This is a genomic window from Peribacillus sp. NPDC101481 (genome assembly GCF_044767165.1).
In the GTDB taxonomy this organism is placed as follows: domain Bacteria; phylum Bacillota; class Bacilli; order Bacillales; family DSM-1321; genus Peribacillus.
Genome location: NZ_JBIWNJ010000001.1, coordinates 537,756 through 555,523, shown reverse-complemented (window position 1 = coordinate 555,523; position 17,768 = coordinate 537,756). Strand labels below are relative to the sequence as shown.

The 17,768-nt window shown below is 40.0% G+C and carries 18 protein-coding genes; 9 read left to right on the top strand and 9 right to left on the bottom strand.

What is annotated here, in order from left to right:
• The first annotated feature begins 375 nt into the window (after positions 1-375).
• Positions 376-1,119: a CAP domain-containing protein gene (locus ACIROD_RS02545; protein WP_402937645.1), complete on the top strand. Its 744-nt coding sequence runs from the start codon at positions 376-378 to the stop codon at positions 1,117-1,119.
• A gap of 192 nt (positions 1,120-1,311) precedes the next feature.
• On the opposite strand, the gene ACIROD_RS02540 is transcribed toward ACIROD_RS02545, so the two are convergent.
• A complete protein-coding gene (locus tag ACIROD_RS02540) occupies positions 1,312-1,779 on the bottom strand; it encodes an Hsp20/alpha crystallin family protein (RefSeq protein ID WP_230175692.1) in 468 nt (155 codons plus the stop codon).
• Between the two features lie 158 nt (positions 1,780-1,937).
• Here ACIROD_RS02540 and ACIROD_RS02535 point away from each other — a divergent pair, with 158 nt between their 5' ends.
• Positions 1,938-2,711, top strand: coding sequence for an SDR family oxidoreductase (locus tag ACIROD_RS02535; protein WP_260357879.1), 774 nt, complete (start codon positions 1,938-1,940; stop codon positions 2,709-2,711).
• Between the two features lie 48 nt (positions 2,712-2,759).
• Here ACIROD_RS02535 and ACIROD_RS02530 read toward each other — a convergent pair whose 3' ends face one another.
• Both ACIROD_RS02530 and ACIROD_RS02525 read right to left on the bottom strand, forming a co-directional pair.
• On the bottom strand, positions 2,760-4,115 hold the full coding sequence (locus ACIROD_RS02530) for an MATE family efflux transporter (protein ID WP_402937640.1): 1,356 nt from the start codon (positions 4,113-4,115) through the stop codon (positions 2,760-2,762).
• Positions 4,116-4,795: 680 nt separating this feature from the next.
• Positions 4,796-5,908, bottom strand: coding sequence for a mechanosensitive ion channel family protein (locus ACIROD_RS02525; RefSeq protein ID WP_230175694.1), 1,113 nt, complete (start codon positions 5,906-5,908; stop codon positions 4,796-4,798).
• A 193-nt stretch (positions 5,909-6,101) separates the two neighbouring features.
• Between ACIROD_RS02525 and ACIROD_RS02520 the strand changes: the two genes are divergently transcribed.
• Together ACIROD_RS02520 and ACIROD_RS02515 are read left to right on the top strand one after the other, a co-directional pair.
• Positions 6,102-7,190, top strand: a complete 1,089-nt coding sequence (locus tag ACIROD_RS02520) for an undecaprenyldiphospho-muramoylpentapeptide beta-N-acetylglucosaminyltransferase (RefSeq protein ID WP_232783016.1) — start codon at positions 6,102-6,104, stop codon at positions 7,188-7,190.
• 52 nt (positions 7,191-7,242) lie between these two features.
• Positions 7,243-7,386: a DUF2639 domain-containing protein gene (locus ACIROD_RS02515; protein WP_101225224.1), complete on the top strand. Its 144-nt coding sequence runs from the start codon at positions 7,243-7,245 to the stop codon at positions 7,384-7,386.
• A gap of 43 nt (positions 7,387-7,429) precedes the next feature.
• Here ACIROD_RS02515 and ACIROD_RS02510 read toward each other — a convergent pair whose 3' ends face one another.
• From ACIROD_RS02510 to ACIROD_RS02495, 4 genes are all read right to left on the bottom strand, one after another.
• Positions 7,430-8,113, bottom strand: a complete 684-nt coding sequence (locus ACIROD_RS02510) for an LrgB family protein (protein WP_101225223.1) — start codon at positions 8,111-8,113, stop codon at positions 7,430-7,432.
• Positions 8,088-8,480 (bottom strand): CidA/LrgA family protein, encoded by a 393-nt coding sequence (locus ACIROD_RS02505; RefSeq protein ID WP_402937634.1) that lies wholly within the window; start codon positions 8,478-8,480, stop codon positions 8,088-8,090. The genes ACIROD_RS02510 and ACIROD_RS02505 overlap by 26 nt, the downstream gene beginning before the upstream one ends.
• Positions 8,481-8,685: 205 nt before the next feature.
• Positions 8,686-9,240 (bottom strand): GNAT family N-acetyltransferase, encoded by a 555-nt coding sequence (locus tag ACIROD_RS02500; protein ID WP_101225221.1) that lies wholly within the window; start codon positions 9,238-9,240, stop codon positions 8,686-8,688.
• A gap of 332 nt (positions 9,241-9,572) precedes the next feature.
• Complete coding sequence (locus ACIROD_RS02495; RefSeq protein ID WP_101225332.1) at positions 9,573-10,352, bottom strand: undecaprenyl-diphosphate phosphatase; 780 nt, start codon at positions 10,350-10,352, stop codon at positions 9,573-9,575.
• A 207-nt stretch (positions 10,353-10,559) separates the two neighbouring features.
• Here ACIROD_RS02495 and ACIROD_RS02490 point away from each other — a divergent pair, with 207 nt between their 5' ends.
• Positions 10,560-10,880 carry a DUF4870 domain-containing protein gene (locus tag ACIROD_RS02490; RefSeq protein ID WP_034311189.1) on the top strand — a complete coding sequence of 107 codons (321 nt, stop codon included), beginning with the start codon at positions 10,560-10,562 and terminating at the stop codon, positions 10,878-10,880.
• A 48-nt stretch (positions 10,881-10,928) separates the two neighbouring features.
• On the opposite strand, the gene ACIROD_RS02485 is transcribed toward ACIROD_RS02490, so the two are convergent.
• Positions 10,929-11,057, bottom strand: a complete 129-nt coding sequence (locus ACIROD_RS02485) for a hypothetical protein (RefSeq protein ID WP_402937629.1) — start codon at positions 11,055-11,057, stop codon at positions 10,929-10,931.
• Between the two features lie 287 nt (positions 11,058-11,344).
• On the opposite strand from ACIROD_RS02485, the gene ACIROD_RS02480 reads away from it, so the two are divergent.
• From ACIROD_RS02480 to dapF, 4 genes are all read left to right on the top strand, one after another.
• Positions 11,345-12,139, top strand: a complete 795-nt coding sequence (locus ACIROD_RS02480) for a hypothetical protein (RefSeq protein ID WP_101225219.1) — start codon at positions 11,345-11,347, stop codon at positions 12,137-12,139.
• A gap of 89 nt (positions 12,140-12,228) precedes the next feature.
• Positions 12,229-12,801: a beta-class carbonic anhydrase gene (locus ACIROD_RS02475; protein ID WP_101225218.1), complete on the top strand. Its 573-nt coding sequence runs from the start codon at positions 12,229-12,231 to the stop codon at positions 12,799-12,801.
• Positions 12,802-12,959: 158 nt separating this feature from the next.
• Positions 12,960-14,261: an NCS2 family permease gene (locus tag ACIROD_RS02470; RefSeq protein ID WP_402937624.1), complete on the top strand. Its 1,302-nt coding sequence runs from the start codon at positions 12,960-12,962 to the stop codon at positions 14,259-14,261.
• A 183-nt stretch (positions 14,262-14,444) separates the two neighbouring features.
• The gene (gene dapF / locus ACIROD_RS02465; protein WP_101225216.1) at positions 14,445-15,431 is read left to right on the top strand and encodes a diaminopimelate epimerase; all 987 of its coding nucleotides are present in this window, start codon (positions 14,445-14,447) and stop codon (positions 15,429-15,431) included.
• A 414-nt stretch (positions 15,432-15,845) separates the two neighbouring features.
• Here the strand turns inward: dapF and ligD are convergent, their stop codons facing one another.
• Positions 15,846-17,693 carry a DNA ligase D gene (gene ligD / locus ACIROD_RS02460; RefSeq protein ID WP_402937621.1) on the bottom strand — a complete coding sequence of 616 codons (1,848 nt, stop codon included), beginning with the start codon at positions 17,691-17,693 and terminating at the stop codon, positions 15,846-15,848.
• Positions 17,694-17,768: the final 75 nt, after the last annotated feature.

Genomic DNA, 17,768 nt, shown 5'->3' with positions numbered 1-17,768 from the left:
AAATGATCGGGACAAAAGACGGAGCGTCGAAGTTAAATCGAAAAATTTGTAACATAAAAGTAATGAAAGTCATATTAAGTTGGTTAAATACGATATGTCAACAAAAAGTTATTAGTATTCAATGGAAATGGTTCTATGTAACTACCATTGACAAGTAAGGGCTGGAAAAATATGAGTATATATACCAACGAAAGAAACATAGATAGGTAAAGCATTCTTGCAAGTTTTCTCTGAAACTAGGGTAATAATATTTTCTCTTTCGTATCCTGTTAAATTCGATGGAAATTTCTGGTGCATTTATTACAAAAAGTGCATGTTATGATAATTCCAGAAGCAAAGCACAACACAAAACGAACATCACAGGAGGAAATACGAATGAAAAAGAAAATGTTTATGTCAGCAGCAGCGGCTGCAGCTATTATATTCACAGGAGTAGGAGCTAACCAAGCTGAAGCAGCCAACTGTGATACTGTTAAACAAGTAACTTATAAATCTATGAATAAAGAGGATATGCAAAATGTCCTTAACCAATACCTAGCTAAATACAACATCACTTTACCTGCAGCGCAGGCACAACAAAAACCGGTTCAAAAACCAGTTCAAACACCAGTTCAAACACCAGGTCAAGAAGCTGGAACAGCGAACCAAGCAAAACCTGAAGCAAAGCCTGAAGCAAAACCTGCAGCACCGGAAGTGACACCTGATAAATCAACTGATGAAAAACAAGAGACAAGCTCTGAATTAAGTGCTTTTGAACAAGAAGTTGTTAAATTAACTAATGCAGAACGTGAAAAACAAGGTTTGTCAGCTCTTAAAATCGACACTGAGTTGAGCAAAGTTGCACGTATCAAGTCTCAAGACATGAAAGATAATAACTACTTTGATCACAATAGCCCAACTTACGGCTCACCATTCGATATGATGAAAAAATTCGGAATCAGCTATACATCAGCTGGTGAAAACATCGCACAAGGTCAACAAACACCTGAAGAAGTGGTACAAGCTTGGATGAATAGCCAAGGACACCGTGAAAACATCATGAACTCTAGCTTTACTCATATCGGAGTAGGTTACGTAGAATCTGGTAACTACTGGACTCAACAATTCATCGGAAAATAATAGATTAATAGAAAAGTGCATCCCATTAATATGGGGTGCGTTTTTTTTTGCGAGAAATAGATTATTCCATTCCATGGAAAAAATCAATTCTGACATTGATTGGTTCTCTATAATGTACCCAAATCTAAAAAAATTGAACCAAGAAATAACTGGAACCGCACCTTAACATCAGTGAGGTCCCGGTGAAGCCACTTAAATCTCGGATACATCGATTTCTGAATACTGTGTATTGAAACTTTTCTGAAGACGTATTTCCAATGTTGATTCTTTATATTGGGCTGATGCCCCTTTTTTCTTTACAGGTGCGGGGAGTGTTATGACATGCCGATCTGACTCTTCAGGAATCCCCTCGATGATGGATTGGTTAGATGTATGGTAAAGTTTCATTTTCTTTAGCCAAGATTCATCTTCTATTGGAATTCTTACGAAGACATATAAATGCGTTTCAAATACTTCGGCATGTAAAGGATGTTCAGATCTGGCATTTTCTTTTTGTGAGCGGCCATCATTTTGATTCATCATACCTTGCATATTTTCAGGTATGACTTGTGAAAATACTTTTTCAATGAATGATTGTACATCACTTTGCTGCATATTTTTCATGAAATCCTTTTGGTTCGGGTTATTCTTAAAAGAAAAAAGTGAATTCCAAGGAAACATATTGAATTCCTCTCTCCTGCTTATGGTCTGACAGGTTTATTTGTTATATTTTATGCAGCTAAAGCCCATAGGTTCTTTTATATAATTACTAAATTATAGAAAACGGAATAAACTTATGTATAATTAAGTAAAATCCATTAGATAAAGAGGGTAGGCCTGTGGATGAAAAAGTAGCTTTTATTACTGGTGGAGCAACGGGAATCGGCAAAAGGATGGCATTTTCACTCGCGGATAATGGAATGGCCATTATCATTACTTATCGAAAAAGTAAAAAGGCAGCTTTAGCATTAGTGGATGAATTACAGGAAAAATACCATGTTAAGGCACTTGCGATTCAAGGTGACTCGTCAAGTGAAGAAGATTGCCGGAATATTTTGCAAAAGATTTTGGAGGTCTTTGGCCATGTTGATATCTTCATTCATAACGCAGGGCCATATATGCATGATCGTAAACACATGACTGAATATGGCAGTGATGAATGGAAGTACATCATGGATGGGAATTTAAACGGTTTTTTCTATTTTGCGAAGGAACTTATTCCGCAAATGCGAAGTAGAAACTGGGGCAGAGTCATTACATTAGGGTTTGAACGGTGTGAAACTGCACCAGGCTGGATTTATCGTTCTGCTTTTGCTGCGGCAAAGAGCGGCTTGACCTCCTTGACAAGAACTTTAGCTGCGGAAGAAGCTACACATGGCATCACCGTGAATATGGTCTGTCCTGGTGATATAGTAGGTGATTGGAAAGAGGGGGAAATTAGGGGCGCGAGAGCAGAAAAGGATGGTACGGTTCCAATCGGCAGACCGGGTACAGGCGAAGATATAGCGAGGGTCGTCACGTTTCTTTGTGATGAGGAGTCAGATTTCATTACCGGCAGCATCATTCCGGTAACAGGCGGAAAGGATGTTCTCGGGAAAATATATAAAGCCTAGCGTGAGAATGAAAAAGGGTGAGGCCGGTAATCCAGCCCCACTCTTTTTTCACGCCATTTTTTTATATTTCACTTGCTGTATGAACCGTAAGCGAGCCGCCAAGCCTATTGCTCCGAGAGCCAAGCCGGTAATTAGGCCAATCCAATACCCAAAGGCTCCCATATCGGTATACTTTGCGAAAACATAGCCAATGGGAAGCCCGAGAATCCAGTAGGAGACCAGTGACATCGCAAATGTGACATTAACATCTTTATATCCACGCAATATACCCTGAATAGGTGCCTGGAGGGCATCCGATATCTGAAAGAAGATGGCATATATTAAAAAATGTGAAGTCAGCATCATTACCTCATGATCTTTTGTGTATAAAGAAGCCACAGGTTCACGGAAGAGGAATAGGATGGTCGACAAAACGAGCGACATTGTCAAGGCCATCGAAATGCCAATCCAGCTATACACTTTTGCATCTTTATAACGGTTTGCCCCAATTTCAAATCCAATGACGATCGTCAAAGCCATGGATATACTTAGCGGTATCATATAAAGCAGGGAGGCAAAATTCATGGCAATCTGATGCGATGCTATTGTGACGGTATCATACTTACTCATCAAGAGGGTGACGGCCGAGAAAATGCTTGTTTCAAAAAAGATAGCCAGCCCGATGGGTACTCCAATCAATAATAAAGCACGCCATTCTTTCCAGGAAACCCGGAAAAATTCATTGAAAACCTTATATGTCGAAAACGGGTTTATTTTTATTACAACAAGGATGGCCACCAAGGCAATTAACCAATAAGTAATGGCAGTGGCGTACCCCGAACCGACACCGCCAAGTTCGGGGAATCCAAGCTTCCCGTAGATTAATAGGTAATTAAAAAGGACGTTTACCGGGAGTGCACATAAGGTGATTATCATGGATATCCTGGTCTGCCCCAGAGCATCAATGAAGGCCCTTAACGCATTATAAACGAATAAAGGAATGATACCGAGTGAAAGTGCAATCAAATAATCATGAGCAACCATGTGGACACTATCTTCAAGGTCCATGGCATTCAATACGGGGTTCAAAGCAAACGCCCCAATGATTAATATGAATAAGGCTAAAGTGACAGCTAAATAAATGGCCTGCATCACGGAATAGGAAACGGATTTAGACTGCCTGGAACCGACCAGCTGTGAAACCACCGGCGTTAAGGCAATCAATATCCCGCTCAGCCCCGTGTATACGGGTGTCCATAGCGAACTGCCGATGGAGACGCCAGCAACGTCCTGAGTGCTGTATTGTCCTGACATCATCACATCAAAAAAGGTCATGGCATACATGCTGATTTGGGTTATCAGGATAGGTATCAATATATAAAATAATAGGCGGATCTTTTGTGATTTAGTATAAGTCTGATTCATTAAAGTACCTCAATATCAATATTTGCAATTTTCAACACAATGAAAGAATTATATCACATAAGCATGTGATGTTTTAAGAGTTTTTATTTGAAGCTAAAAAAGACTTGCCGTTTTGGGCAAGTCTCAGTTTGTAGACAAAAGGGGTTCGGAATTAAAAAATTCAGAACCCCTTTTGATTTTTAGCTTATTTAAGTTAATAAGTGCAGAGCAAGTATACGTGGATTCCACACATGTGAAAAAGTGCGATATGGTTTCCATGAAAAGTGCCTCATATCTCAATGTTCGGGGAAAATTAAACGACACTTTAAAGATCTAAAGTAACCATTTCAAGTTGATCTCGCTGAATAGAATCATGTTTAGAAAGCATCCTCATCACCTCAAGTTTTAATTAGTCTATTTTAAAACAATAAAGACTTTAGGCAAAAGGGTTCTATCTAAAAGTTAAAACAAAGTTGATTGGAGCGGGTGTGCGAGACTCCTGCGGGAAAAGCGCGTCCAAGGGGAGACCCCACAGGCGCCAAGAGCGCCGAGGAGGCTCCCGGACAGCCCGCGGAAAGCGAGTGCCTTACGTTATAATCAACGGCAAAATATGTACAAGCCATAAAAAAATGTAGACAACCTCGATTTTCATCGAGGTTGTCTACATTCTGAGACTTTCCGTTTTTGGGCAAGTCCTTTTGTCAGTCGCGCATGGATTCAAAATCATTCATGGCTTCCATATTTGAGTCTTTTTGAAGAATGAAGGCTTGGGACGGAATGGCAATTTGAACATCTTCCTGTTCCAATATCTCCATTATTTTAAAGTTCACATCTTCTTTGATTGATAAATATCCTCCAAAGTCCGTCGCTTTCGTGAAGAAATAAAGGTAAAGATTGAAACCGGAATGACTGAACTCATCAAATTTAACCAAAATCGTTTCCGGATGGACTTCAGGATGATCAATCAGCATTCTTTCTATGTCTTTAATGACATTTTCCAATTTTTCTTTTGGTGTCGTGACATTCACACCTAAATGGAAGGCAATCTGTCTTTTTCCCATCTTGGACCAGTTGATGATCGGTTCATTCGAAAGGGTCGCATTTGGGACTGTAACTAGAGCTTGGGCAAAAGTCCGAACTTTGGTGCTTCGGAATGTAATGTCTTCAATGGTTCCCTCAACACTTGGAGTTTTTACCCAATCTCCTATGGTAAAAGGTTTTTCGGTAACGATGACGATCCCTCCAAAGAAGTTGCTGACTGTATCTTTAGCGGCAAGAGCGAAAGCCAATCCACCCAATCCAAGCCCTGCAACGAATCCATCGACATTAAATCCCCATTCTTCAGCAATGATGGAGGCACCAAAAGCAATGATGATTAATTTTATGATTTTCGTAAAGAACGGCATGACGATTTGATCGACTTCAAGCCCGAATTTACTTACTAATTTCGGAAATAAAATGGTTAAGATCGAACTGATATTGAAAATCGTCCAAATTATTAAGAAGACGAAAAATGATCTGTATATTTTCGATCTTAATTCAACCGAAGGTGAGTCAATCGGAAAATAGTGCAGTGAAATGATAACACCAATCAAAACGATAAGCCATCTTACCGGCTGTTCTAAAGCGAGCATTAAGTTGGCGGCAAATTCTACTTTGCGTTTTTCTGCAATTCGTAGAAAGAACTTGAATATATATGTAGTAAATACTTTCCGAAGCAAAAGGAAGATTAGAAAAATACCAATGGATATTCCTAATTTGGTCCAGGCTTCGATTCCATCAAATTGATCTAGTGATTCAGAAACTTCTTGCAATGTATTACTCCTCCAATGTATCTTGTAGTATTGTAGAATACTAAGATTATAATATATTCATGCTGAAAAAGGAAAAATAATCGATGATTACATTCCTCACGGGGATTTTGCGGTTCACTGAATACTTTTTCAAGTTATTAATGGCAGGGATATATGGTAATATGGATGCAAAGTGATTTTTTAAGTTTGGAAGGTGGAAATATTGACTAAGAAAATAGTATTTACCGGAGGCGGTTCTGCCGGTCATGTATCTGTTAATGCAGCAATCATCCCGGAATTTTTAAAGCATGATTGGGATGTTACCTATATTGGTTCAAAAAAAGGCATTGAAAAAAATATCATCGAAACGGAATTTCCCGAGGTCCGTTATGAAACGATTTCCGTAGGTAAATTCAGACGTTATCTATCAGTTGAAAATATGAAAGACCCTTTCCGGGTCATAAAAGGGATTTTTGATGCACGAAAAATATTAAAAAAGACCAAGCCGGATTTCATTTTTTCTAAAGGTGGATTCGTTTCGGTTCCAGTCGTTTTGGCAGGCAGGATGCTGAGAATACCGATTGCGATACATGAATCGGATTATACGCCTGGTCTGGCTAATAAGATTGCCATGCCACTTGCATCGAAAATTTTCACCACTTTCCAGGAAACGGAAAAAGACCTTCCGAAAGATAAGGCCATGTATCTAGGCGCTGTATTGCGCGATGGGATTTTTAAGGGAAGCGCTTCAGCTGGTAAGACGTTCTGTGGATTCACGAATAACAAACCGGTGTTACTCGTTATGGGCGGGAGCCTTGGGGCCGTTAAAATCAATAATATGATTACAGATAACCTAGATGCTTTATTAAAGGATTACCAGATTATACACATTTGTGGGAAGGGAAATGTGAAAACGGAATTGAAACAAAGGGGATATGCTCCTTTTGAATTCGTACATGAAGAATTATTCGATCTTTTGGCGGCTGCTGATGTCGTTGTATCAAGGGCAGGTTCGAATTCAATCTTTGAATTCCTTGGTTTGCAAAAGCCGATGCTGCTTATCCCTCTAAGTGCCAATGCATCCCGCGGAGATCAAATTCTGAATGCGTCAAGCTTTGAAAAACAGGGCTTTTGTAAAGTCATTCAAGAAGAAGAGTTAAATGACCGGATTTTTAATGATACATTAGCGGATTTATTGGAACAATCGAATGAATATCAGGAAAAAATGCGTCAAAAACGCCCATTCAAAACGGCAGCTGAAATGTATGAATTATTACTACAAGTAATGGCTGCAAAAAAATAAGTATCAATCCCCTCTATGCAGCATATCTTTTTCGAACAGAGGAGGGGGTAGAATGGCTTATGAATATTCCAAAGGATGGTTCATTCAGCAGCTAAAAGCTGCAGGGATAAGCTATCATCCAATTGAGAAAAAAAAGCTGGAGCTGTATAAAACCTATATTCTTAGGCGTTTATACGACGATTTGCAAAAAAGGTAAATCATAAAAAAGAACCGCAACGTCGTTGACGTTGCGGTTCTTTTTATAGGAAATTACTTATAAAAGGAAAAAAACAGGAAATAAGAATACCCGCGATAGCCATTGCCGCACCTGCGACAGCCCCGGTGAACTCACTTTCCTGGGCAGCTTGAGCAGTTCCGAGACCGTGAGCGATCGTACCATAAGCGATACCACGAGCGAAGGGCATCGTAATGTTTAGTTTATCCATCATTTTTGGAGCGATCATCGTACCCAGCACCCCAGTCAAAATGACGAAGGCTGCTGATATATTGGAATTTCCGCCATAAAGTTCAGTGATTTCAACAGCGATGGGCACTGTAATGGATTTAACCGCCAATCCTTGGAGTATGAATTGCGGAAGAGAAAATGCTTTAGCGATGGCGAAGGCAATGATCAATGTGACCATAAGGCCAAATATCATGCCGCTAATTGCCGGCATTGCATATTTAACGATTATCTTTCTATTCTTATAAAGTGGTACGGCCAAAGCAACGGTAGCCGGTCCCAGGAAATAGGTTATGATGTCTTTTCCCGGTGAATAATCTTCGAAGTCCAAACCGCTGATCAGCAATACGAGAATTATCGTAACCGTACTGAAAAATACGGGCGTCGTAAAAGGTGATGGATGTTTAGCATATATTTTCCTTCCAATGAAATAGGCAAGGATGGTTATCAAGATGCTATATGTTGTGATGAGCGCTGTCATGCTGCTTAACCTCTCCTCTATGGGATAGCTTCTGAACAGTCAAAGCTGAAACGATGAATCCAAATATCAGGCTGACTCCCAATGTAAGTGCCAATGGCAAACCGAATTTAATGAAAAGCCATCCCATTGTCATTAAACTGATTGAAATGGGGATGAAGAAAAAGGCTAGGTGCTTTACCAAAAATCCTGAAGTAAGTTCAATCCATTCGACTTTTATAACCTTCGTCTGTAATAAACCGAATAACAGAATCATGCCGATGACGTTGCCTGGTACGGGTAATTGAAGTAAATTGGCTAAATAATAGCCGAGCTTGCAAATGATGAGCAGGAAGATAAGCTGCACGATAAAAGCAAATGTTTTTTTCATGATTAAGTCCTTTCAATGACGCTTTGAATATATTGATGAATTGGTCAATTGTATTCATTATAAAAAAATATCCCTAAAAAGAATAGGGATTTGCAGCAATCTATCTTAAACATCCTATGTAAATGGAAAAAAGAGCTTTCCAGGTTTGGAAGCTCCGGCCATTATATGAAAAGATAAACAAATCCAAATTGAAATGTTCTTCGCTTTATGCTTCAAGTAACTGCTGTTCATCATCATCATGCTGTCTAAGGATATGAAAGGTGTATAAATCTTTAGGGATTTCATACAAATCGTAGATATCTTCTTCATGATTGATCTGATCATAAAGGGATTTTCTTGTTTCGTTGGCATTGACGGCATAGGGAAGCTTTTCTGCAGCTTTTATAGAGCGGATATTTTTTTTGCGAATACGCATGAAGACCGTTTCCAAACCGAGCTCGAAAAAAAGCTCTTTGAAGAAAGCGTCTTTTGCAATGGCATTATACCCTTTTCCATGATAAGGCTTGCCAAGCCATGTGCCTAAGAAACCTGCACCATTTTCAATATCATATAAAGAAATACAACCGATGGGATTTTCCCATTCATCCAAGATTGTTCGTGAAATGAGTTGCCCAGCATCTTCGGCTTCGATCGTTTGCTTAGTGATGAAAACATATTCTTCATATGAATCTACCTTATGGCGCACGAAAGGGAAGACATCTGGATGCGTCATTTGTTCATAAAGAGAAAAACAATCTGTGAAATCTCTCTTTTTTAACATTTCCGTCCCTCCGTTTGAGGGCAGTTCTTATGCGTAGTCGCTGCCCACCCTCGAAATTTTTTAAGTCGTTCATCAAAAAATTTCGGGGTGGGAATCGAACCCACTAGAACCGGAAACCGGTGGCGCACCATTTGCCTTCCCTATTTTTATTGTCAGAAAATATGCAAATCTAAAGTACCTTACGAAGGTATAATACTAAAAAAAAAACGGTTTGGGAATAGGTTTTTTGCCTTTTTTTTTCGTCAAATTTCAACTTTTTCCTGAAGGGGGAAATCAGTAGGCAAACGTCTGCATTTTTCCTTGAAAAACTGGTTTTTCGCCCGCCTTTTTCTTTAAAATTCACCTGTGAATTGCATGAATAAAATGATTGCGCCGAGGGCCCATACATAAATGGAGAATATTTTCAGTGAACGCTTTTTTAAGAAATCGATCATCCATACTACTGCAATATAACCAAAGATTGCTGCGGCCAGGGTTCCGACGAAAAGCGCAGTGAGTGGAAGCCGTTCAACATCTCCAGTAAAAATCGGTTTCATCTGAAATACGATGCCCCCCGTAATGGCAGGAATTGAAAGCAAAAAGGAAAAATAGGCTGCAGTGGCCCTATCCAATCTGCAGAAGAGACCGGCGGCTATCGTTAGGCCGGAGCGCGAAAGAGCAGGCATGATGGCAGCAGCTTGGAAGGTACCGATAATCAGCGCATCTTTAATGGAAATTTCATTAAGGGATTTGGCCCCTTTTTTCACTCCGTCCGCTACCCATAAAATCAGTCCGGTCGCTAAAAATTCCCAGCCAATGGTGACACCTGTTTTTGAAAGGCCATCAAACCAATCCCCGAGTAAAATGCCGGCAATTACTGCAGGAATCGTCCCAGCAATGAGAAGCAGAGTCATTTTTGAGAAAGGATTTTTCAAAATGGCAATTATGTCATTCTTATAGACGACCAATAACGCCAGCAATGTTCCGATGTGGAGCATGGTATCCAGAAAAATTCCGGCCTCGTCAAGATGGAAAATATGCCGTCCTAAATATAAATGTCCAGTACTTGAAATAGGTAAAAATTCAGTCAAGCCTTGAATGATCCCAAGGATGAAGGCTTGAAATTCATTCAGCAAAAAAACATCACTCCATTCTAGAAGGTATAGGACAATCCATTATTTAAACTGTATGCACAAGAATGATGAACATGTCCGGATTTTATTTGCTATATCAAGAAAAAGCAGTCCAATTTTACCTGTTTTCGAATAAAATGAAAGGAAAATGAAACTATTTTTCATTTGATTCGTAATTATTCATATGAGAAAGGAGGAGAAGACACTATGCCTACTAAAGATGAAAGAGTGTTTGCTGCCCTTATTTATGTGATCAGCTTTTTTACAGCATTTATCGGTCCTTTGGTGATTTGGTTATTGAAGAAGGACTCGTCACAATTTGTGGATTATCACGGAAGGGAATACTTGAATTTTTTCATTTCCTACACCGTATATTCAATAGTCGCAGGGATACTCACTATAGTATTGGTTGGATTCTTGCTATTGCCGGTTATCGGGATAGCTTTAGTCGTATTCACCATCATAGCTGCTGTTAGGGCTTATGAAGGAACGGATTACAGGTTCCCGTTGATTTTCAGGATATTATAGAATGATGTAAAAGGATTCCGTTCATTCGGAGTGCCTGCAGTTTTTTATTTAAAAACGTTCCAGTGGAATGAAGAAATCCGCTCCCTTTCCGCCGACTGCCTGCCAAGCCTCCTCGCCTAGCGGCTGCGGTGTCTCGGCTAGCCAGTAATTCGGCAGGAGTGTCGCAAATTTCTTCAATCCAATAAGGAATCATTAAAAAGACATTAGTCTTGTTTTTAAAATTGGGTAGAAGCCATTTTGTCTACTATAGGATTCCGTTCAATTCGGAGTCCTTTTTTATTTGAACCGTGTTGGGAAATGCCCTTCTTAAAAAGGGAATAGATCACATTAAAGCGAATAAAGTATTATGAAAACTACTTCCATGCACTTTTAGGAAGTGGATGCCGGGCGGATTGTTGTACTGCTAAAATGGCCGCCCTTAAGGCGGCAATCTTTCTTGTAAGGGGTGAGGAGCAGAGCGGGATATGAATATACGTGAATTTTATCAGAAAACGAGCAATTCAAATTTTCATGCATCTTGGATATCTCTTCTTTTGGCATTTGTATTTTTCATTTGCCATATTTTTGCGATGATACCGGGCAATATATTATTGATCACGTCTCCTTTTATTTTCTTTAGCATTGCCCAATTTATCAGTCATCGGATATATGAAAATAGAATGAAGGAATTGCCTGATGAACTCGTCGGGACGAATACCGGGTTATTAAAAAATGAACATGTTTTATTGACTTTTATGCCAGCACCGACTTTGCGCCTGCTCCTATTTGCGCCTGATGGGTCACTAATGGGAGAGATACGGGATTTGAATATGAAGTGGTTCATGTGGATGATACCCAATTTCTTGTCGATGCTCATGACCAAGCGTTATGAACTGGTGGACCATGAAGGGCGTTTGCTGGCTAAGTACCATATCAAAAGGGGGCTTTTCAATAAAATGACGATCATGGATGACCAGGGCGGCATTATAGGATCGTATCAAGAAAATAGGTCATTCGTGAAAATCAATGGAATGATCTATAAGGCAGACGGTACGGAATGGATGCCCATTGAAACGCCGGGGAGCGTTAATTCATTCGAGATTGTCACAAAAGACGGGGAAAAGATCGTTTCATATCAAGAAGGCTGGATGCCTTTGGAGTGGGGGAAACGATTCAAGACTAATACACCCATACTTTCTTTTTCATCAAATGTTGCTGAAATTCCTAAAATCATCGTCTTTGGGTTCTGTGCAGCCACTCTGAATCATCGTTCAAATTGACTATGGTTACCCTTTAGCAAATCTTTTAAATATTTGATATAATAATAGGAGATACATAAATTAAATACATAATGAAAAGGTGGTAAATTATGAGTTTACTTAATGAGATTCTTGATTATAATGAACAGTTTGTAGAAAAAGGTGAATATGTTAAGTATAGAACGGACAAGTTTCCTGAGAAACGTATGGTCATCATAAGCTGTATGGACACTCGGCTCGTTGAACTATTGCCAAAATCCTTGAATGTCAAAAATGGCGATGTCAAAATCCTGAAGACTGCCGGCGCAATCGTCTCCCACCCATTCGGAAGTGTGATGCGGAGTATCCTTGTTGCTATTTATGAGCTAAAGGCAGATGAAGTATTGGTCATACCTCACCATGACTGCGGAATGGCATCAGTCGATGCCGATTCTGTAATGGACAAGATGATCGAACGTGATATACCAAAGAGCACCATCGATACACTGGGAGCTGCAGGAATCGATATCCGCAATTGGCTTCGCGGATTTGATGATGTTTATGAAAGTTGTAAGAACAGCGTCGAAGTGATTAAAGGACATCCTTTGATCCCTAAAAATATTCCTGTGCATGGTCTAATCATTTCGCCTGATACAGGGAAGCTGGAATTGGTAGTAGATGGATATTCGCAAGAACAAAAATAATATATTCATCGAGGCTGTCGGGATCATTCCCGGCAGTTTTTTTTTCAAATTTTTATCATTGCTATTTATTTTTATCCTTTTTTTTGTTAAAATCGCCAAGTGTAGTTTGTCACTAATACAAACGGGTGGGCGAGGGATAAATTTAATAAGGATACAACATGAAGAAATTAAACTTGGAAACGTTTTTTCATTTTTCCGACTATGGAACGAATGGAAAACGTGAAATCCTTGCTGGAGTGGTCGGCTATTTTACGATAGTCTATATTCTCATCGTGAATTCCCTGATTTTATCGGAAGCGGGCATACCGATTAATGGTGCAGTGATCGCCACGATTCTTTTATCTGCTTTAAGCTGTGTCATGATTGGACTTTGGGCGAATGTCCCAATCCTTCTCGTTCCAGGAATGGGCGTAAATGCCCTATTTGCTTATACCATGGTTCAAGGAATGGGTCTATCTTGGCAATCGGCTCTTGGTGCTGTGTTTATCTCCGGGTTAATTTTTGTAATCATCGCTTTTACAAAATACTCTAAGTTAATCAGTGATTCGATTCCAAGTTCGATAAAAGAAGCCATATCTGTCGGTCTTGGCTTATTCTTGATGCTAATCGGTCTTGAAAAGGGCGGGATAATCACAGGAGGTTCATCATCAATCGTCGCACTCGGAGATTTAAGCGATCCAGCCGTGTGTGCAACGGTGTTGACCTTTTTATTGGCAATCACGCTGTTCATCAAGAATGTCCCCGGTAATTTCATGATTACCATCCTGGCAGGCAGCCTCATTGCCTATTGGTTCGGAACGGTTCAACTATCGGATATCCATTTTTCAGGCATAGACACAGCTTCCTACGGCGATCTTTTCTTTTCATTATCGTTCCTGGAAGCAAACCGGATTGAATTCTGGATAAGTGTATTTGCGATGACGATGGTTCTTGTTTTTGAAAATATTGGTCTTGTACACGGGCATGTAGACAGTATCAACCGCCAGGATGCCTATAAAAAGTCGCTGCAGGCGACAAGTGTGTCCGTTCTATTATCAGGCTTATTCGGTTCGAGTCCTACCGTTGCAACAGTAGAAACGGCAGCTGGAATCGCATCAGGAGGCAGGACTGGTTTTACTTCAGTGGTGACAGGCGTTCTATTCATTCTATCACTGTTATTTATACCGGTGATTAAAGTAATCCCTGACAGCGCCATTGCCCCCATCTTGATTATCATTGGCATTTTGATGCTCGGAAACATAAAAAAGCTGAATTTCAGTGATTTAACCGAGAGCATACCTGCAATCATGATCATCACGATCATTCCTTTCACATACAGTATTGCCGATGGAATGGCATTCGGTTTCATCCTGTACCCTTTCTTGAAGCTTGTAACCGGAAAAGCAAAAGAAGTGTCAGCCCCGATGTATGTGAGTGCCGGAATGTTTATCGTCTATTTCATCATCGGTATGATCGGTTAATTATTCAAAAGAGCGGTTGGAATGAGTTAATTCTTATTCCAACCGCTTCTTCTTATTTGTTTTTTCGTTGGAAAAAATGGATTTAATGTGATTTACGCGATGACACATCCATCTTGAAAATGCTATGATATAGAATATTAAAAAATGATAAATGAAAAGCAGCATATTAGAGGATGTGACAGGATGATTATTGAAGGTTTAAAAAGCCATGGTTCAGGAAATGATTTCTTAATCATTGATGAATTGACTACAACCCTGACGTTTACTGAAGAAGAGCGGAAAAATTTCGCGAAGGCCCTATGCAATAGGGAGAAGCTTGGAGCGGATGGTATTTTGTTCGTAATGAAAAGTGAACATGCCGATTGCCGGATGCGTGTCTTTAATGCGGATGGATCTGAAGCCTCGATGTGCGGCAATGGACTTCGATGTGTTGCACGTTACGCGAACGACGTTCTAGGGCTAGATAAAATGATCGTGGAAACCATGAAGGCAGATCTACTCGTGGAAAAAACGGAAGATATTTATGAGGGCATTCCGACTTTCAAGGTGGAAATTTCACCAGTAAGTTTCAATGTGAAGGATCTACCTCTTGTATTGGCTAAAGAACAGCTGCAAAACGAACCATTGCCGGAACTTCATGATACCCTGCTATTTTCGGCATTGGCGGTTCCTAATCCACATTTGATCACACTCGTCGATAGTGATGTTTTACAAAGTGATTTGCAGGAAGAACTTTCAACAAAGGTCAATCAACCAAATGAACTTTTCCCTGATGGTGTCAATGTCAGCTTTGTGAAAGAGCTGGAACCAGGGAGCATTTATGTGCGGACATTCGAACGGGGAGTAGGCTTCACGAATGCATGTGGAACGGCGATGTCGGCTTCAAGCCTTGTAACATGCTCTGTTGGTTTAAACGCGTTGGAAAGTGAAATATCTGTCTACAATAACGGCGGAAAAGTGAAATGTGTCGTCCATCATGATGAAGAAAGCCAAAAGTATTCAATTGATTTAATCGGGAACGCAACTTATGAATTCAAGGTATCGATTGAAATAGATTTAGATCAGCCTGAAAAATTTGAAATGCTTGAAAAAGAGGATTTTGAATTGGAAACAAGCTTATATGCCAAGCTTCAGGATGAAGTGCAAAGTTATTTGAAAACAAAATTATAAAGAAATCTTCAAACTGCAGGCAAACTCGGAGAAAAGCGAGTTTGCCTGCAGTTTTCTTATTTTAAAAAGTTGCAGTTGATTTCAGAAATCGGTTCCCTTTCCGCCGAGTGTCTGCCAAGCCTCCTAGGCTCAAGCTCCTGTGGGGTCTCGGCTAGCCAGTTATTCGGCAGGAGTGTCGCAAATTTCTTCAATCCAGTGAGTTTTCATCTCATATAAAGTAAAAAATCATGTAGTGAAAGCCAGTCTTGTATTCTCTATATTAAATTGAGAAAGGGTTTCGGGATAAGACCATTTCGAATCCCATTAGGTTGACAAACCCGAAGAAAAGCGAGTGCCCTACGTTCCAACGCTACATTTTACATTCCCTCAAGGTTGCCTAATAAATAAAGCGACTTCTGACTCTTTGGGTTTATTTCAGTTGTTGGTTTTTTTTTGTTTTAGGAACGACAAAACTTCCAAAAAGGCTGGTCCATTATCGACAAGTCTGTAATCCACAAAAGCACATCCATCCCTTTTTATTCTGTTTGGGATGGTTTCAATCGTATAGTCCTTTAACTGGAGATTTTCGTCCACTTCTTCCCAAAACAAAGGAGTAGCCACACCTGCGAAAGAATTTCCCCGTGGGGAATAAGGCTGGATGATGGTTTTTCCTTCACTATGCTGCACAAAGTCCAAGTAAAGTCGATTGTGCCGATTTATTTTCATTCTTTCGGTTGTAAAATCATTTGGATTGGAACTTGTTAAGTAGTCACCGAGAAAGTCGGTGAATATGCGTGTCTCCTGATAAGTAAATCTGTCTTCAGGCAGTGGGATGTGAATTTGCAGTCCTTTATTACCTGAAGTTTTTACAAAAGCTTTAATCCTTAATGATTCCATCACTTTTTTAATTTCCTGTGCGGCCTTTATTGCAAAGGAGAAAAATTCGATTGATGGGGGATCCAAGTCCAAGACGATTTCGTCAGGTCTTGTTTTACCCGCTTTCTGAAATGGGGCATGGAATTCCAATGCAAGCTGATTACCAAACCAAAGAAGCGTTTCAATATCGTTACACAGCATGTATTCGATATCCTCATCCATGAACGTTTTAATAAAAGCCGGCGCATAATCAGGTTTGTTTTTCTGGAAAAATCTTTCTTTATCCAAAGTGCCATGAGGATAGCGGATCGTCGTAAGCAGTTTATCCTTCAAGAAGGGTAAGAAGAAAGCTGAAACCTCACGTAAATAATGAAGGTATTCAACTTTTACCACCTGTTTACCTTCAGTTATCCAAAGCGGTTTATCCCTGGAAGTTATTTGTACCGTATCTGGAAATGTGTATTGACCTAGCACAAATTTCTCCCAGGTACATTCATCGGGAGTCGTTTGTAAAAGCCATTGCGAAAACTGGGGCTCACGCAATTCATTTTCCTCGTATACGTGTAAGAATTGAACTTCTATGCAAATGGATGGATGGATATAAAAAAATTGTGCGTCTTCGTTTGATGCATTTTGCTTTATCAGTTGATGCAATATACTTTTATCTTGAGCACTCAGTCCATTTTTAACACTTCCGATTTTCGTTACGGCACCTTCCTTGAAAACTGCGAGGGAAACATAACCATTTTCTTTGTGCAATGCTGTAATGAAACAAGAAACGGTTTTCCAGTTTTTCACCTTAATCCAAGATGTAGTACGTTTTCCTTCTTGCCAAGTACCCCTAATTTCCTTGGCGACAACCCCTTCGCCATCTAATAGGGTGACCTTATTCAAGGCACTTTCCAAAACGTCAAAACTTTCTATTAATTGTATCAAAGCCTTATCGTTGGGAGCAGGCGGAATAGGAAAGCCAAGTTTTGCCCCCATATTCAACATCAATTCCCTACGTTCTTCCATAGGTTTAGCTGCTAAGTCTTTTCCGTTGATGCGAAGCAGGTCAAACGCTATAAACCGGCATGGGGAAAAGCGGGATTTTTCGGATATTAGGGATTGTTTACCAAGGCGTCCTCGCCACTGTATTTGAAAAAAGTCCGCTTTCGCTTCATTGGTAAGCCAGACCAATTCTCCATCCAACTGAAGCGGGAGATATTCTTCCAGGTCCAGTTCTTTGATGTAAGCAATGATTTCTGGGAATTGTGGTGATAATTCCTTCTCGTTCCGACTTGAAATGCTTATGGTATCGGAGTCTATCGTTAAAATAGCCCTAAAGCCGTCATATTTGACTTCATAACGCCAATCCTTGGAGCTGGGGGCTTCGGGGGAATATGTTGGCAGCATCGGTTTCATTTTTGTATCACCTCCGCAAATAATTGATTAACATTATTTTGCCAAAAAAACGAAGTGTTAGAGTTGGCAATTGTT

What these genes read in the sequence shown, in the direction of transcription:
- ACIROD_RS02545 (WP_402937645.1), top strand. Translation starts at nt 376, where the DNA reads ATGAAAAAGAAAATGTTTATGTCAGCAGCAGCGGCTGCAGCTATTATA.
- ACIROD_RS02540 (WP_230175692.1), bottom strand. Translation starts at nt 1,779, where the DNA reads ATGTTTCCTTGGAATTCACTTTTTTCTTTTAAGAATAACCCGAACCAA.
- ACIROD_RS02530 (WP_402937640.1), bottom strand. Translation starts at nt 4,115, where the DNA reads ATGAATCAGACTTATACTAAATCACAAAAGATCCGCCTATTATTTTAT.
- ACIROD_RS02515 (WP_101225224.1), top strand. Translation starts at nt 7,243, where the DNA reads ATGGCTTATGAATATTCCAAAGGATGGTTCATTCAGCAGCTAAAAGCT.
- ACIROD_RS02510 (WP_101225223.1), bottom strand. Translation starts at nt 8,113, where the DNA reads ATGACAGCGCTCATCACAACATATAGCATCTTGATAACCATCCTTGCC.
- ACIROD_RS02505 (WP_402937634.1), bottom strand. Translation starts at nt 8,480, where the DNA reads ATGAAAAAAACATTTGCTTTTATCGTGCAGCTTATCTTCCTGCTCATC.
- ACIROD_RS02500 (WP_101225221.1), bottom strand. Translation starts at nt 9,240, where the DNA reads ATGTTAAAAAAGAGAGATTTCACAGATTGTTTTTCTCTTTATGAACAA.
- ACIROD_RS02490 (WP_034311189.1), top strand. Translation starts at nt 10,560, where the DNA reads ATGCCTACTAAAGATGAAAGAGTGTTTGCTGCCCTTATTTATGTGATC.
- ACIROD_RS02480 (WP_101225219.1), top strand. Translation starts at nt 11,345, where the DNA reads ATGAATATACGTGAATTTTATCAGAAAACGAGCAATTCAAATTTTCAT.
- ACIROD_RS02475 (WP_101225218.1), top strand. Translation starts at nt 12,229, where the DNA reads ATGAGTTTACTTAATGAGATTCTTGATTATAATGAACAGTTTGTAGAA.
- ACIROD_RS02470 (WP_402937624.1), top strand. Translation starts at nt 12,960, where the DNA reads ATGAAGAAATTAAACTTGGAAACGTTTTTTCATTTTTCCGACTATGGA.
- dapF (WP_101225216.1), top strand. Translation starts at nt 14,445, where the DNA reads ATGATTATTGAAGGTTTAAAAAGCCATGGTTCAGGAAATGATTTCTTA.
- ligD (WP_402937621.1), bottom strand. Translation starts at nt 17,693, where the DNA reads ATGAAACCGATGCTGCCAACATATTCCCCCGAAGCCCCCAGCTCCAAG.